The organism is Archangium sp. (genome assembly GCF_057119385.1).
In genome coordinates this window covers 119,695-134,615 of record NZ_DBNGVP010000095.1, presented here as the reverse complement: position 1 = coordinate 134,615, position 14,921 = coordinate 119,695, and the positions used below count along the sequence as shown (strand labels likewise).

Here is a 14,921-nt window from a genome sequence, read left to right as displayed (position 1 = left end):
CACAGGCCCGGGCACCCTCTCCCGGAGGAAGAGGGCGCCCGCGCTACCTCACACCTCCCGCATGCCCGGACCCACCGGCAGCTCCGGATTCGCCAGCACGGCGTCCAGCAACCGGATCACCTCCGAGCGAATGCTCTCGCCAGTGGCCGGCGCGAACAGGTCGGTGTTGAACTCCAGCACACCGGCGAAGCCCTCGGACGTCTCCTGCAGCGACAGCGCGAGCTCGTAGGTGACGTTGCCGCGGTCCACCCCGTACGGCTGTACCGTGAGTCCCTTCATCTCCAGCGGCGACTCCGGGGCGTTCTGCAGGACGAACATCACCTGGAACAGGGGCGAGCGGTTCGGCGGAGACTGTGGCGCGACCGTCGCCGCCACCAGGTCGATGGGCACCTCCTGGTGCGCGAAGGCACCCAGCGTCTCCTCGCGCACCCGCCGCAGCAGCTCGCGGAAGCCCGGCGTGCCCCTCAAGTCCACGCGCAGGGCCAGCCCGTTGACGAAGATGCCGATGAGCGGCTCGACATCCGACAGGAGCCGGTTGGCGATGGGCGAGCCAATCACCACCTCCTCCTGACCCGAGCGCCGGGCCAGCACGGTGCCGAGCGCCGACAGAATGGCCATGTACGGCGTCACCCGCTCCTGCTGGCAGAGCGCATGCAGCGCGGCACTGCGCTCCCGGCCGAAGACGACATCGCGGTAGGTGCCCTGGAAGGTCCGGGTCGGAGGACTCGGCTTGTCCGTGGGGAGCGCCAGCTCCGTGGGTGCGCCCGCCAGCGCCTTCTTCCAGTACCCGAGCCGCTGCTCCAGCTCCTCACCGGCCAGCCAGCTCCGCTGCCAGGCCGCGTAGTCCGGGTACTGGAAGCGCAGCGGCGGCAGCTCGGGCTCACGGCCGTCGACCAGCGCCGAGTACAGCGCGCCCAGCTCGCGGGCCATGACGCCCATGGACCAGCCGTCCGACGCGATGTGGTGCACGCAGAAGAACAGCAGGGAATCCTCGTCCGCCAGCCGCATCAGCGTGGCGTGCAGCAGCGGTCCGCGCGTCAGATCGAACGGGCGTGCGGCGCCCTCGGCCATGAGCTTGCGGGCCTCGTCCTCGCCGTTCTCCCGCCCGCGCAGATCCACTTCCCGCATCTGGAAGTCGACCGAGTCGGAGATCCGCTGCCGCAGGCGGCCCTGCTCCTCGAAGAAGGTGGCGCGCAGGGACTCGTGCCGGGCGATGAGCGCCTGGAAGGCGCCCCGCATGGCGCGGGGATCCACCCGGCCGCGCAGCCGGAACGCGCAGGGGATGTTGTAGGCGCTGGACTCGGGGGCGCGCTGGAAGAAGCGCCAGAAGCGCTCCTGGGTGAAGGACACCGCGAGCGAGCCGCCGCGAGGCGCATGGACCAGCGGCGGAATCGCGCGCTGGAGCTCCACGACGGGAACCACCTGTCCCGGCCGCTCGCCGAGGTGCTGCGCCATCTCGGCCACCGTGGGACCCGTGAACAACAAGCGCAGGGGCAGCTGCACCCCGAACTCCGTCCGGATGCGGGAGATGAGCTGGGTGGCGAGCAGCGAGTGGCCGCCGAGGTGGAAGAAGTTGTCGTGGATGCCGACACGCGCCACCTCCAGGAGAGCGGCCCAGATACGGCACAGGGCCTCCTCGGTGGGCGTGCGCGGAGGGACGTGGTTGTGATCGTCGCTCCGCGTGGGCTCGGCCGAGGGCAGGGCGCGGCGGTCCACCTTGCCGTTGGGCGTGAGCGGCAGGGCGGCGAGCTCGGTGAAGGAGGCCGGCAGCATGTGCTCCGGCAGGCGCTCGCGCAGGAAGGCACGCAGCTCGGACGCGGTGGGCGCCTGCTCGCGGGGAACGAACCAGGCGGCGAGCTTGCGGTCTCCACCGACCTCCACGGCCTGCACGGTGCAGTCCTTGACGCCAGGGTGCAGGCGCAGCTGCTCCTCGATCTCCCCCAGCTCCACGCGGAAGCCGCGAATCTTCACCTGGTGGTCGATGCGGCCCAGGTACTCGATGCGGCCATCGGGCAGGAAGCGCGCGAGGTCACCCGTCTTGTACATGCGGGCACCCGGGGTGGCGCTGAAGGGGTCGGGCACGTAGATGCGGGCGGTGAGCTCGGGGCGGTTGAAGTAGCCGCGGCCCAGGCGCTCGCCAGCGACGTAGAGCTCACCGGGCACGCCGACGGGCACGTGCTGGAGGCGCTTGTCGAGGATGTACAGGGGGCCGTTGGACAGGGGCCGGCCGATGGGCACGGGAAGGCCCACGGGCGGCGGCGAGGCGACGGGGTGGAAGCTGGAGAAGACGGTGCACTCGGTGGGGCCGTAGCCGTTGACCAGCCGCCGCGGAGGCCCGTGCTTGAAGATCTCCCGCAGCGCCAGGGGATCCGCCGCCTCGCCACCGAAGACGAGGGTGTGGACGTTCTGGAAGGTCGCCGGGTACTGGCGCGCCAGGAGGTTGAGCACCGCCGTGGTCACGAACATGACGGTGATGCCCTGGTCCCGCACCTGGGCGGTGAAGTCCTCGGGTGCACGCGCGGGGTCGGCGGTGATGCCCACCAGATGCGCACCGTGCAGCAGGGCTCCCCAGATCTCGAAGGTGCTCGGGTCGAACGAGGCGTTGGAGGCCTGCGCGACGCGGTCCGTCGGGGAGAACGGGTGGAAGTCCCTGTCGTAGGACAGGGCGCAGATGCCGCGGTGGAAGATGGCGCTGCCCTTGGGCCTGCCGGTGGAGCCGGAGGTGTAGATGACGTAGGCGAGGTTGTCCGGGCAGGCGGCGGGAGGAAGCGGCTCGGCGGACTGGCCGCGGATGGCTTCCCGGTCCGAATCCGAGTCGAGCCGGACGACGGGTCCGGAGAAGGCGGGCAGGCGCTGGAGCTTGTCCTGGTGGACGAGCAGCACGCTGACGCTGGCGTCCTCGAGCATGAAGGCCAGGCGCTCGGAGGGGTAGGAGGAGTCCAGCGGCAGGTAGGCGCCACCCGCCTTGAGGATGCCCAGGATGCTCACGACGAGATCCACGGAGCGATCGACACACAGACCGACGAGGACCTCGGGGCCCACACCCTGGGAGCGCAGGTGGCGGGCGAGCTGGTTGGAGCGCTCGTCGAGCTGGCGGTAGGTGAGGGAGTGCGGGCCGTAGGTGACGGCGGGAGCGTCCGGAGTCCGGGCGGCCTGCTGGGAGAAGAGCTCGTGGACGCACCGGTCGCGAGGGAAGTCGCGGGTGCCGGAGTTCCACTCGCGCAAAGTCCGCCGCTCGGCGTCGGTGAGGATCGGCAGCGAGGAGATGGGCTGAGCGGGCTGGGCGACCGCGGCCTCCAGCAGCATCTGGAAGTGTTCGGCCATGCGCTGGATGCGCTCACGGTCGAAGAGATCGGTGTCGTACTCGAAGGTGGCGCTCAGGCCCTCGGGATACCGGGCCATGAACAGCGTCAGGTCGCTCTTGGACGCGCCGCTGTACAGCTCCCACGGCTCCGCGGTGGCGGTCATCTGCAGCGGGGCGGACGGATCCGCCTCCAGCGTGGGCACGCTCTGCAGCACGAACGTCACCTGCACGATCGGCGAGTGGCTGAGGGTGCGTTCCGGCTGGATGTCCTCGACCAGCTTCTCGAAGGGCATCTCCTGGTTGGAGTAGGCGCCGAGGGTGGTCTCGCGCACGCGGCCGAGCAGCTCCACGAAGGTCGGGTCCCCCGACAGGTCGCTGCGCAGCACGAGCGTGTTGATGAACATGCCGATGATGCGCTCGAGTCCGGGCTGGATGCGGCCCGCCATGGGCGAGCCCACGACGATGTCATCCTGGCCCGAGTAGCGCTGCATCAGGACGTTGAAGCCGGCCAGGAGCGTCATGAACAGCGTGACACCCTTCTCGCGGCCGAGGTTCTCGATGGCCCGGGTGAGCGTCTCGCCCAGGCGGATGGTCAGGATGTCGCCCTTGTAGCGGTGGACGGGAGGCCTCGGCCGGTCCGTGGGCAGCGCGAGGATGGCGGGGGCTCCGGCGAGCTGCTTCTTCCAGTAGGCGAGCAGTTGGTCGAGGGTCTCGCCCTTCAGCCACTGCCGCTGCCAGGCGGCGAAGTCCGCGTACTGGAGGGGGAACTCGGGGAGCGACGAGGGCCGGCCCGCGGCGAAGTCCCCGTAGAGGGTGCGCAGCTCGGGCATCATCACCCGCAGGGACCAGCCATCGGAGACGATGTGGTGGACCGTGATGAGGAGCTGGTGCTCCTGCTCGCCCAGCCGCAGCAGGGTGCCGTGGATGAGCGGGCCGGTGGTGACGTCGAGCGTCCGATGGAGCTCCACGAGGGACATGCGCGCGGCCTCGGCCTCGCGTTCCGCGGGGGGCAGGTGGCTCAGGTCCGTGACGAGCAGGGAGAAGGGTCCAGGAGGAGCGATCCGCTGCACGGGGACCCCCTCGCCGGTGGCGACGAGCAGGGTGCGGAGCGCCTCATGCCGGCGCAGCAGCTCATCCAGGCTGCGCTGGAGCACGGCGACGTCCAGCGGCGAGGTGATGCGGTAGGAGACGAGGATCCGGTAGGCGAGGTTGCCGGGGTGCAGCTGCTCCATGAGCCAGATCCGCTCCTGGGTGGAGGAGATCTGGAGGTCGCCGCCGCGGGGGATGGGCCGCAGCTCCGGGCGCAGATCCGTCGCGCCGTTGCGCAGGGTGGCCTCGACGACCTCCGCCTGTTGCGCGAGGGTCGGGGCCTCGAAGATGCGGCGCAGGGGGAGCTGGAGGCGGAACGTCTCGTTGACGCGGGTGAGCAGCTGGGTGGCGAGCAGCGAGTGGCCACCGAGGTGGAAGAAGTTGTCATGGACGCTGACCTGCTCCAGCTCCAGCAGCGAGCTCCAGAGCCGGGCCAGCGTCTTCTCGGTGGGGGTGCTCGGAGGCTGATAGCTGTCCTCGTCTCCGCGCGTGGTGTCGGGAGCGGGCAGGGCGCGCCGGTCCACCTTGCCGTTGGGCGTGAGCGGCAGCTCGGAGAGGGTCGTGAAGGAGGCCGGCAGCATGTGCTCCGGCAGGCGCTCGCGCAGGAAGGAGCGCAGCTCGGACGCGGTGGGCGCGGCGTTCTCGCGGGGGACGAACCAGGCGGCGATCTTCCGGTCTCCGCCGGCCTCCACGGCCTGCACGGTGCAATCCTTGACGCTGGAGTGCAGGCGCAGCTGCTCCTCGATTTCCCCCAGCTCCACGCGGAAGCCGCGGATCTTCACCTGGTGGTCGATGCGGCCCAGGTACTCGATGCGGCCGTCGGGCAGGAAGCGCCCGAGGTCCCCCGTCTTGTAGAGGCGGGCACCCGGGGTGGAGCTGAAGGGGTCGGGCACGTAGATGCGAGCGGTGAGATCGGGGCGGTTGAAGTAGCCGCGGCCGAGCCGCTCACCGGCGACGTAGAGCTCACCGGGCACGCCGATGGGGACGTGCTGCATGTGCTTGTCGAGGATGTAGATGGCGCCGTTGCCCAGGGACCGGCCGATGGGCACGGACGAGCCGGCGGGCGGCGGCGTGGCGACATCGTAGTAGGTGGAGAAGACGGTGCACTCGGTGGGGCCGTAGCCGTTGACCAGCCGGCGCGGAGGGCCGTGCTTGAAGAGCTCGCGCAGGGCGGTGGGGTCCGCCGCCTCGCCACCGAAGAAGAGCGTGTCGACGTTCCGGAAGGTCGCCGGGTACTGGCGCGCCAGGAGGTTGAGCACCGCCGTGCTGCAGAACATGACGCTGATGGCCTGGTCCCGCACCTGGGCCGTGAAGTCCTCGGGCGCACGCGCGGGGTCGGCGGTCATTCCCATCAGGTGGGAGCCGTGGGTCAGCGCGCCCCAGATCTCGAAGACGCTGGGGTCGAAGGAGATGTTGGACGTCTGGGCGACGCGGTCCTTCGGGCCGAAGGGGTGCAGGTCCTTGTCGTCCACGAGGGCGAAGATGGTGCGGTGGTAGATGGCGCTGCCCTTGGGCCTGCCGGTGGAGCCCGAGGTGTAGATGACGTAGGCGAGGTTGTCGGGGCAGGCGGTGGGAGGAAGCGGCTCGGCGGACTCGCGGCCGATGGCTTTCAGGTCCGCGTCGGCGTCGAGCCGGACGATGGGGCCAGAGAAGGCGGGCAAGCGCCGGAGCTTGTCCTGGTGGACGAGCAGCACGCTGACGCTGGCGTCCTCGAGCATGAAGGCCAGACGCTCGGCGGGGTAGGCGGAATCCAGGGGCAGGTAGGCACCGCCCGCCTTGAGGATGCCCATGATGCCCAGGATGAGGTCCACGGAGCGATCGACGCACAGGCCGACGAGGACCTCGGGGCCGACGCCCTGGGCGCGCAGGTGGCGGGCGAGCTGGTTGGAGCGCTCGTCGAGCTCGCGATAGGTGAAGGACCTGGGGCCGTAGGTGACGGCGGGAGCGTCAGGGGTGAGGGCGGCCTGCTGGGAGAAGATCTCGTGGACGCACCGGTCGCGAGGGAAGTCGAAGGTGGCGGAGTTCCACTCGCGCAGGGTGCGCCACTCGGCCTCGGGGATGATCGGGAGCGAGGAGATGGACTGGGAGGGCCGCGCGACCGCGGACTCCAGCAGCAGCTGGAAGTGGCCGGCCATGCGCTGGATGCGCTCGGCGTCGTAGAGGTCGATGTCGTAGTCGAAGGTGGCGCTCAGGCCCTCGGCCGTCCGGGCCATGAACAGCGTCAGATCGGTCTTGGCGCTCCGGGCGATCACGGGCGCCCCAGCGCTGGCCGTGAGCGCGTCCTGCAGGTCGAACATCACCTGGAAGATGGGCGCGTGGCCGAGGTTGCGCTCTGGCTGGATCGCCTCGACGAGCGTCTCGAAGGGAAGCTCCTGGTGGGCCAGGGCGGCGCGCGTGACCTCGCGCACGCGGGCGAGCAGCTCCACGAAACGAGGGGAGCCCGACAGGTTGTTGCGCAAGGCGAGCGTGTTGGCGATGGGGCCAACGACGTTCTCCAGCTCGGGCCGGGTGCGGCCGCTGACACGGGCTCCGACGACGACGTCTTCCTGGCCGGAGTAGCGGTGGAGCAGGGTGCTGAAGCCGGTGAGGAGCGTCATGAACAGCGTGGCGTCCTCCCGCTGGGCGAGTGCCTCGAGGCCCCGGGTGAGGGACGCGGGGAGCGTCACGGAATGACTGGCGCGCTCCTGCCTCTGGACGGTCCCCCGAGGGCGATCCGTGGGCAGCTCGAGGATGTTGGGGACTCCGGCGAGCTGCTTCCGCCACCAGTCGAGCAGGCCCGCAACGGCCTCACCGTGGAGGAACTCCTGCTGCCAGCGGACGAAGTCCTCGTACCGGGTGGAGGGCTCGGGGAGGGGCGCGGGCTGGCCGGCGGCGAGCGCGTCGTAGGTGGTCCGGAGCTCGCGCAGGAGCACCCCCAGGGACCGCACGTCGGAGATGGTGTGGTGGAGCGTGAGGAGGAACTGGTGCTCCTGCTCGCCGAGCCGCAGGAGGGTGCCCCGGATGAGGGGGGCGGTGGAGAGCTCGAAGGGCTTGCCTGCCTCCTGGGTGGCCAGGCGAGACGCCTCGGCCTGGCGCTCCGCGGGAGGCAGGTGGCTCAGGTCGATGATGGACAGGGCGAAGGGCCGCGGGGGGGAGATCCGTTGGATGGGCGTCCCGTCGACGGAGGCGAAGGTGGTGCGGAGCACCTCGTGACGGCGGAGGAGCTCATCCAGGCCGCGCTCGAGCACGGCGGCGTCGAGGGTGCCCGGCAGCCGCAGGGAGGTGGACAGGTTGTAGAAGGAGCTGCCCGGCTCGAACTGATCCATGACCCAGAGCCGCCGCTGGGCGACTGCCGCGGGAACGACGCGGACGTCGTCGGGAGTCGAAGAGGGGCGGGCTGCCGTGGCCTCGGTGGTGCGGGGAACTGGCGTCATCTCGGATTCCGTCTCGCGTGGAAGGGCGGGGGGCGGAGAATAGCGGAGCGGCGAGTGGAGAGGACAGCCCACCTCCATGTCGGGCTCTGCCTACATCGAGATGTCAGCGGGGCCCCCCGCTCAGCCGTCGGCGAGCTCCAGGAGCTTCGTGACGGTGCTCCAGTTGCGAGCGGTCGGGATGACCCCCAGGCGCGTCCCTCCGAGCACGGGGGCCAGCTTCGACCTCCCGACGCCGTTCGGGAACCGGGCGTAGATCTCCCGGCCGACCAGGCGGAACTCGTCCGGCAGGTAGGCCGCCGGGTCGATCTGCGCGAACCGCTTGGGGTCCGGTGCCTCGGAGAGGAACGTCACCAGGAACTGGGAGGGAGCGTCTTCGGCGCCGGGCAGGGGGTTGGCCTTGATCACCGCTTCCAGCTCGTCCCGCGTGCGCAGGACGACGGAGACCTCGAAGCCGAACTCCTGGATGATGGCCGCCTCGAGCTGCCGGGCGACCTTCGCCGGATTCTTCTCCTTGCACGTGAACACGGCGTTGCCGCTCTGGAGCAGGGTGGCGACCTCGGTGTAGCCGAGCCCCTCCATCAGCTCGCGGAGCTGAGCCATGGGGACCTTCTTGTTCCCACCGACGTTGATTCCGCGCAGCAGGGCGATGTACCTGGCCATGGGCGCGAGTCCTAGCACACGCGGAACCCCCGTTAGGCGTTAGGATGCGGGGGCAATGCATTCCCATCCCCTGCTCTCGCGTTTCTCCCTGCTGCTCGTTCTCCTCGCCGCGAGTGGTTGCAACACCGCCTACCGTGAGGCCATGGCCCAGGCCAAGGACGCGGCGGTGCGTGGTGACTTCCTGACCGCCGCCCGCGCCTACCGCTCGGCCTGTGCCGCCGCTCCCGATGACAAGGACGCGTGTAGCCGCTTCCCTCTCTTCGCGCAGAAGGCGACGGACCAGGCCCTCGAGTCCGCGCGTCCGCCGTGCGAGGCGGGCGACCTCGACCGGTGCCTCCCTCCGCTGCTGGACGCCAAGGACCTCATCCCCGCGCACGCCGAGGTCAACGGGCTGCTCGAGAAGGCCAGTGAGCTCCACGTGCAGCGTTGCTCGCAATGGCAGCCGGAGGGCCCGCTGGGCACGGCGGTGGCCGGACTGGCCTGTCTCCAGTCGCGCGCCCAGCAGCTCCCCGTCCCGGGCTTCCAGACGCTGATCACCGAGCGCGCGGCGGGGCTGGCCTCGCGCTTCTCGGAGCTCGCCACCACGGCGCGGGGCGCGGACGCGCATGGCGCTTCCGTCGTGCTGATGTCCGCGGCGCAGTGCCTCTCGCCTTCCTCGGAGGCGGCCTCGCGGGTCGTCTCGGCCCGCCAGAGCTTCTATGCCCAGAGCGCCATTCCCGTGATGGCCCACCTCGACGGCTCGATGTCTCCCCGGATCGCCAACGGGCTCTCGGGCCTGTGCGAGCGCATGGCCTCGTCGCTGCCGGCCTGGGCGCGGTGCGCGTCCACGGGAACGGTGACGGGCCAGCCGGATGTGTTCCAGGTCTGGGTGGATGCGCTCATCCAGCGCGCCGTGCAGACGGTCACCGAGGACGTGCGCAACCTGGATTACGTCAGTGGCAGGCGGGAGGTCCGCAACCCCGAGTACCGCAGGGCCCGGGAGCGTCTCGATCTCGCCGAGAGCGCTTTCGAGCAGGCCCGGAAGGTGAAGGCGGACAAGCAGGCCGCGTGCGAGCGCGCGGACAAGGTCCACGACGCGACGTGCGTGGGCTGCCCCCCTCCTCCGGACAAGAAGACGCTCTGCGCCGAAGCCAAGAAGGCGGCCGACGGGTACGAGAGCAGCTCGCGTGAGCTCGAGGCCGCGCGCGACAGTCTGTCCAACACCTCCGAGACGGTGCTGGAGGACGTGCACGACACCTTCGCCTACTCGGTGTTCACCTACAACTGGTCGTCGAACTACCGGTTCAAGCTCCAGTCGAGCACGCCGGGGTCCACCGAGCCCGTGCAGGCCGCGGGGGCGCTGCGGTTCCAGGACCAGGAGCACGTGGGCTTCCGGCCCGGAGGGCTCCAGGCGGATCCGCTGGTGATTCCGGCCGAGCAGGCCTACGCGGACGCCTTCGTCGCGCAGCTCACGCCCTACGTGTTGGAGGCGGTGAAGCGGGATGCCCAGGCCCGTGGCACCTGGCGCCGGGGCCAGTGCGGCGAGCTCCCGGCGGACTGGAGCACCCCGTGGGTGCAGTGCTGGGCGGAGTCCGCGCTCTGGTCCAGCGGCCAGGAGCCCCAGGCGAGCGAGTTCCTCGGGCTCCTCGCGTCCAACGCGGGTGCGTCCTCGCGGCCTCTGTGCCGTTGAGCACGCTCGCGGGCCGTGGGGTCTCCCCAGGGCCGCCGTGGGGATTAGATTGGAAGGGTGGACACCTCCTCCCTTCCCGCCATGGCACTCGAGGCCGCCCAGTCGGCCGAGGCCGCTCGCCGGCAGATCTCCCGTTGCGAGGCGGCCTTCGCCGGACTGGGTGAGCGGCTGCGCCAGCGGCCTCCGCGTTTCGTCGTCACCTGTGCGCGGGGCAGCTCCGACCATGCGGCGAGCTACGGCAAGTACCTGATCGAAACCACGCTGGGGCGCGCGGTGGCCTCGGTGGGTCCGAGCGTGGCCTCGGTCTACAACACCCGGGGCTTCGATTTCCGGGAGTGCCTCTTCGTGGCCGTCTCGCAGTCCGGCCGCAGTCCGGACCTCCTGCGTCTGACGGAGGCGGCCCGAGCGGGAGGCGCGCTGGTCATCGGCTTCATCAACAACGAGGACTCGCCGCTCTTCTCGCTCTGCGACATCGGGCTGCCGCTGTGCGCCGGCCCCGAGCAGAGCGTGGCCGCCACGAAGTCCTATATCCTCTCGGGCCTCGCCTTCCTGCAGCTGGTGGCGCACTGGTCCGGAGAGGCGGTGCTGCGGGATGCGGTGGCGCGGCTGCCGGAGGCGCTGGAGGCGGCGCGGGCGCTGGACTGGTGGCCGGCGCTGGAGCGGCTCACGGGAGCGCACAACCTGTTCGTACTGGGGCGGGGCATGGGGCTCGGCGCGGCGCTCGAGCTGGCGCTGAAGTTCAAGGAGACGTGCCGGCTGCACGCCGAGGCCTTCAGCACCGCCGAGGTCATCCACGGTCCGCTCGCGCTGGTGGGACGCGGTTTCCCCGTGCTGGCGCTGGGGCAGGAGGACAGCTCGGCCGAGGGGACGCGGAGCGTGGTGCGCCGCATGGTGGAGCTGGGAGCGGATGTCCGCTCGGTGCTCGCGGTACCGGGAGCCGAGCTTCTGCCCGTGGTCCCGGGAGTGCCGAGCGCCATCGCGCCCCTGTGCCAGGTGCAGAGCTTCTACATGTCGGTCCACCGGCTGGCGGTGGCGCGCGGGATGGACCCGGATGTCCCCGCGCACCTGCGCAAGGTGACGGAGACGGTGTGATGACACGCATCCTCACGGGAGCACGCCTCTTCACCGGCGAGCGCATGCTCGAGGACCACGGGCTGGTGCTCGAGGGTGAGCGCATCCGCGCGGTGGTGCCGTTGGACGCCGTGCCGGCCGGAGCCCAGGTGCAGCGGTTGCCGGGGGGCACGCTGCTGGTGCCGGGTTTCCTGGATGCCCAGGTCAACGGAGCCGGAGGCGTGCTCTTCAACGACACGCCCACCCCCGAGGCGGCGCTCGCCATCGCGGCGGCGGCCCGGCGCTCGGGCACCACGGGGCTGTTGCCCACCTTCATCACCGATGCGCCGGACAGGATGCGCGAGGCCTGCGAGGCCGCGCTCGAAGCGATGCGCCGGCCGGCCAGCGGTGTGCTCGGCATCCACCTGGAAGGTCCCTTCATCAGTGGCGAGCGGCCCGGGGTGCACGAGTCACGCTTCATCCGTGTGCCCGGCGCCGGGGATGTCGATTACCTGAGCGCGCTGCCGGAGCGCCTGGCCGGGCAGGGGGGCCGGCTGGTGGTGACGCTGGCGCCGGAGTGCGTGGAGGATGCCGTCATCGGGCGGCTCGCCGCGGCGGGGGTGGTGCTCTCGGCGGGCCACACGGCGGCGACGTATGAGCGGACGCGCGAGGCCCTGGCGGCGGGCGTACGGGGGTTCACGCACCTGTTCAACGCCATGCCGCCCGCGCAGAGCCGTCAGCCGGGCCCGGTGGTGGCGGCGCTCGAAGCGGACGAGGCGTGGTGCGGGGTCATCGCGGATGGCATCCACGTCCATCCGGCGATGCTGCGCCTGCTCCTGAAGGTCAAGCGGCCCGGCCGGGTCTTCCTCGTCACCGATGCCATGCCTCCGGTGGGCACCGGGGCGGCCTCGTTCACGCTGTATGGCCGCACCATCCTGCGCCGGGAGGGCCGCCTCGTGACGGAGAACGGAACACTGGCCGGCGCGGACATCGACATGGTGACGGCGGTGCGCAACTGCGTCCGGTTGCTCGGGCTGCCGCTCGAGGAGTGCCTGCGCATGGCGTCGCTCCATCCCGCGAGCTACCTCGGGTTGGACGGACACCTGGGCCGGTTGGCGCCGGGCTACCGCGCCGATCTCACGCTGCTCCGGGAGGACCTCACGGTGCTCGCCACGTGGGTGGCGGGCCAGGAGCAGGGGTCTTGAGCTTCCACGGGGAACCCGGGGCGTGGCGGCGTTGTCGGAGGTCACGCCCCCATGGACGACTCCTCTTCGAAGTGCGGATACGATTCTCCCCGGGCCCTCTGGGCCTGCCTCGCCGTGGCCCTGGTGCTGGGTCTGTCCACGCTGGGCATGGGGTTCGCCCTGGATGACAACCTGCACCTGCTCATCTTCGAGGGCAGGTGGCCCCTGGGCTCGCCGATGGACCTCTTCCGCTTCGCCGGAGGAGACGCCGAGGGCATGCGCCGCATCGTGCAGGAGGGGCCCTATCCCTGGTGGACGCTGCCCGAGCTGAAGATCGCCTTCTGGCGCCCGCTGTCGAGCGCGCTCGAGACGCTGGACTACCGCCTCTTCGGCCGTAACGCGGTGGGCTATCACGTGCACTCGGTGCTCTGGTACCTCGGGGTGGTGGCCCTGTTCGGGGGGCTGCTGCGGCGCGTGATGCCCGGTTCCCTCGCGGTGCTCGCGCTGCTGCTGTTCGCCGTGGACGACGCGCACCTGCTGCCCGTGGGGTGGATCTCCAACCGCAACGCCCTGGTGTCCACCGCTCTGGCCCTGGTGGGCCTGTGGATGCACCTCGAGTGGCGCGAGGCGGGAAAGCGGTGGGCCCTGCCGGTCTCGCTCGTCGCGCTCGCGGCGAGCCTGACGGCGGGGGAGTCGGCGCTGGGCGTCTTCGCCTACGTGCTGGCGTATGAGCTGTCGGGTGCCCGGGGGACGGTGGCGGAGCGGCTGCGGGCCGTGGCTCCCGCGGCGGTGCTCGCGGTCGCCTACCTCGGTGTGTACAAGGCGCTCGGGTATGGCGCGTACGGGTCCGCCATGTACCTGGATCCGGTGGGAGAGCCGGGACGCTACCTGGTGGCCGCGCTCGGCCGGGTGCCCGCGCTCATCGGCGGACTGGTGGGGGTTCCCGTGGACCTCTGGGGCATCATTCTGGCCAGCCGTCCGGCGCTGGTGGCCCTGGGAGTGGCCGGGCTCGCGGTACTCGTCGTGCTGGTGCGCTCGGCCTGGCCCGGGCTCTCCGAGGAGGAGCAACGGCACAGCCGCTGGCTCGCCGTGGGCGCGTTGTTGTCGCTGCTGCCCGTGACCTCGAGCATGCCCATGGGCCGGCTGCTGTTCGTGCCGAGCCTGGGCGCCTCGGTGCTGCTGGCCGTGGTGCTCCGGCATGCGTGGCGCTCGCGGGCGAGGGGTTGGCGTCCTCGGGGCATGGCCGTGGCGGGGGCCGTGCTCGCGCTGTTCCACCTCGTGCTCGCGCCGCTGAGTTGGCCCGCGATGTCGATGATGATCCGTCAGCTCGGGACGGGCTCCGTGGAGCTGGCGCGGAAGGTGAGGGGCGAGCTGGATCCGGCGCGCATCGCGTCCCAGCGCGTGGTGGTGCTCGAGGCCCGGGACATCGGCGTGCTGCTGTACATCCCCGTCCACTGGGCCTTGGAAGGACAAGTGCTGCCCCGCTCGTGGTGGCCACTGGCGATGGTGCAGGAGTCGCCCATCGTCACGCGCACCGGGCCGAACTCGCTCGCGCTGGAGCTCCCCAACGGAGGCCACTTCCTCGCCACCGAGGCCGAGCAGACGCTCCGTTCTCCGGAGCACATGCTGGCGCGGGGCGCGGAGGTGAAGCTGGAGGGAATGCGGGTGACGGTGCTGGCCGCGGACGCCCAGGGGCCGACACGGTTGGGCTTCGAGTTCGATGTGCCGCTCGAGGACCCCTCGCTGGTGTTCCTGCGCTGGCAAGAGGGGACGCTGCGCCGGTTCACGCCGCCGCCGGAGGGGAAGCAGGTGGATCTCTCCGCCGTGGCGGGAGGGCCCGAGGCGCGGCCGTTGTAGGCCGGGGCTGGGACACCCGATTCCGGCTCCCAGCCCCTCACGTCGAGTCGAGGCTACTTCTGCACCTGCACGACGCCGCAGGCGATGCGGTCGCCCGCGTTGCCGGCGGGGTCGCTCTTGTAGTCATCCACGCCCGCGTGGACGACGACGGCCGCTCCGTCCGCGTCCTGCACGTCCTTCAGCTTGAGGTCATGGGCGAAGGCGTCGAACTGCGCCTTGCCATCGGCGCCCACGTAGAGGTTGGGCAGGTCGCCCTCGTGCTTGCCCTCGGCGGCGAGGACGCCGTGCTTCTTCTTGTTGGGGTTGAGGTGGCCACCGGCGGTCTGGAAGGGGGCCTCGCACTTGCCGGTCTCGTGGATGTGGATGGCGTGCTCGCCCGGGGGGAGGTTGGAGAGCGTGCCCTTGATGAGGACGCCGTGGGGCGTCTCGGAGAGCGTCACCTCGCCCACGGACTGGCCCTTCTGGTCCTTCAGCTCGGCCTTGGCGGTGGCACCCGCGGCGGCGGCCATCTTCTCGTCCTTCTTGGCGGCGGCCTTCTCCTTGGCGGCGGGGGCCTTCCCCTGGGCGAGGGCGGGGCCGGCGAGGCAGAGAACGGCGGCGGTGAGCAGCGCACGAGTCTTCATGGACGATGTCTCCTTCACTGCGAGGGTTCCCGATTCCGGACTTCCGGAACGAGAGTGAAGGTGGACACTAAT

General features: G+C 70.9%; 7 protein-coding genes. 4 read left to right on the top strand and 3 right to left on the bottom strand.

Going from position 1 to position 14,921, the window contains the following annotated elements:
• Positions 1-48: 48 nt before the first annotated feature.
• Together AC16DP_RS23500 and AC16DP_RS23495 are read right to left on the bottom strand one after the other, a co-directional pair.
• Positions 49-7,806: a non-ribosomal peptide synthetase gene (locus AC16DP_RS23500; RefSeq protein ID WP_329726625.1), complete on the bottom strand. Its 7,758-nt coding sequence runs from the start codon at positions 7,804-7,806 to the stop codon at positions 49-51.
• A 120-nt stretch (positions 7,807-7,926) separates the two neighbouring features.
• Positions 7,927-8,466, bottom strand: coding sequence for a DUF1697 domain-containing protein (locus tag AC16DP_RS23495; RefSeq protein WP_329726626.1), 540 nt, complete (start codon positions 8,464-8,466; stop codon positions 7,927-7,929).
• 55 nt (positions 8,467-8,521) lie between these two features.
• On the opposite strand from AC16DP_RS23495, the gene AC16DP_RS23490 reads away from it, so the two are divergent.
• The 4 genes from AC16DP_RS23490 to AC16DP_RS23475 are packed head-to-tail and all read left to right on the top strand — an operon-like array spanning position 8,522 to position 14,226.
• Entirely contained in the window at positions 8,522-10,135 is a 1,614-nt protein-coding gene (locus tag AC16DP_RS23490; RefSeq protein WP_329726627.1) for a hypothetical protein, read from the top strand.
• Between the two features lie 57 nt (positions 10,136-10,192).
• A complete protein-coding gene (locus tag AC16DP_RS23485; RefSeq protein WP_329726628.1) occupies positions 10,193-11,227 on the top strand; it encodes an SIS domain-containing protein in 1,035 nt (344 codons plus the stop codon).
• The gene (gene nagA / locus AC16DP_RS23480) at positions 11,227-12,390 is read left to right on the top strand and encodes an N-acetylglucosamine-6-phosphate deacetylase (protein ID WP_329726629.1); all 1,164 of its coding nucleotides are present in this window, start codon (positions 11,227-11,229) and stop codon (positions 12,388-12,390) included. Before AC16DP_RS23485 ends, nagA begins: the two co-directional genes overlap by 1 nt.
• Before the next feature lie 51 nt (positions 12,391-12,441).
• Complete coding sequence (locus AC16DP_RS23475) at positions 12,442-14,226, top strand: hypothetical protein (RefSeq protein ID WP_329726630.1); 1,785 nt, start codon at positions 12,442-12,444, stop codon at positions 14,224-14,226.
• Positions 14,227-14,279: 53 nt separating this feature from the next.
• Here AC16DP_RS23475 and AC16DP_RS23470 read toward each other — a convergent pair whose 3' ends face one another.
• Positions 14,280-14,849 (bottom strand): superoxide dismutase family protein, encoded by a 570-nt coding sequence (locus AC16DP_RS23470; RefSeq protein WP_329726631.1) that lies wholly within the window; start codon positions 14,847-14,849, stop codon positions 14,280-14,282.
• Positions 14,850-14,921: the final 72 nt, after the last annotated feature.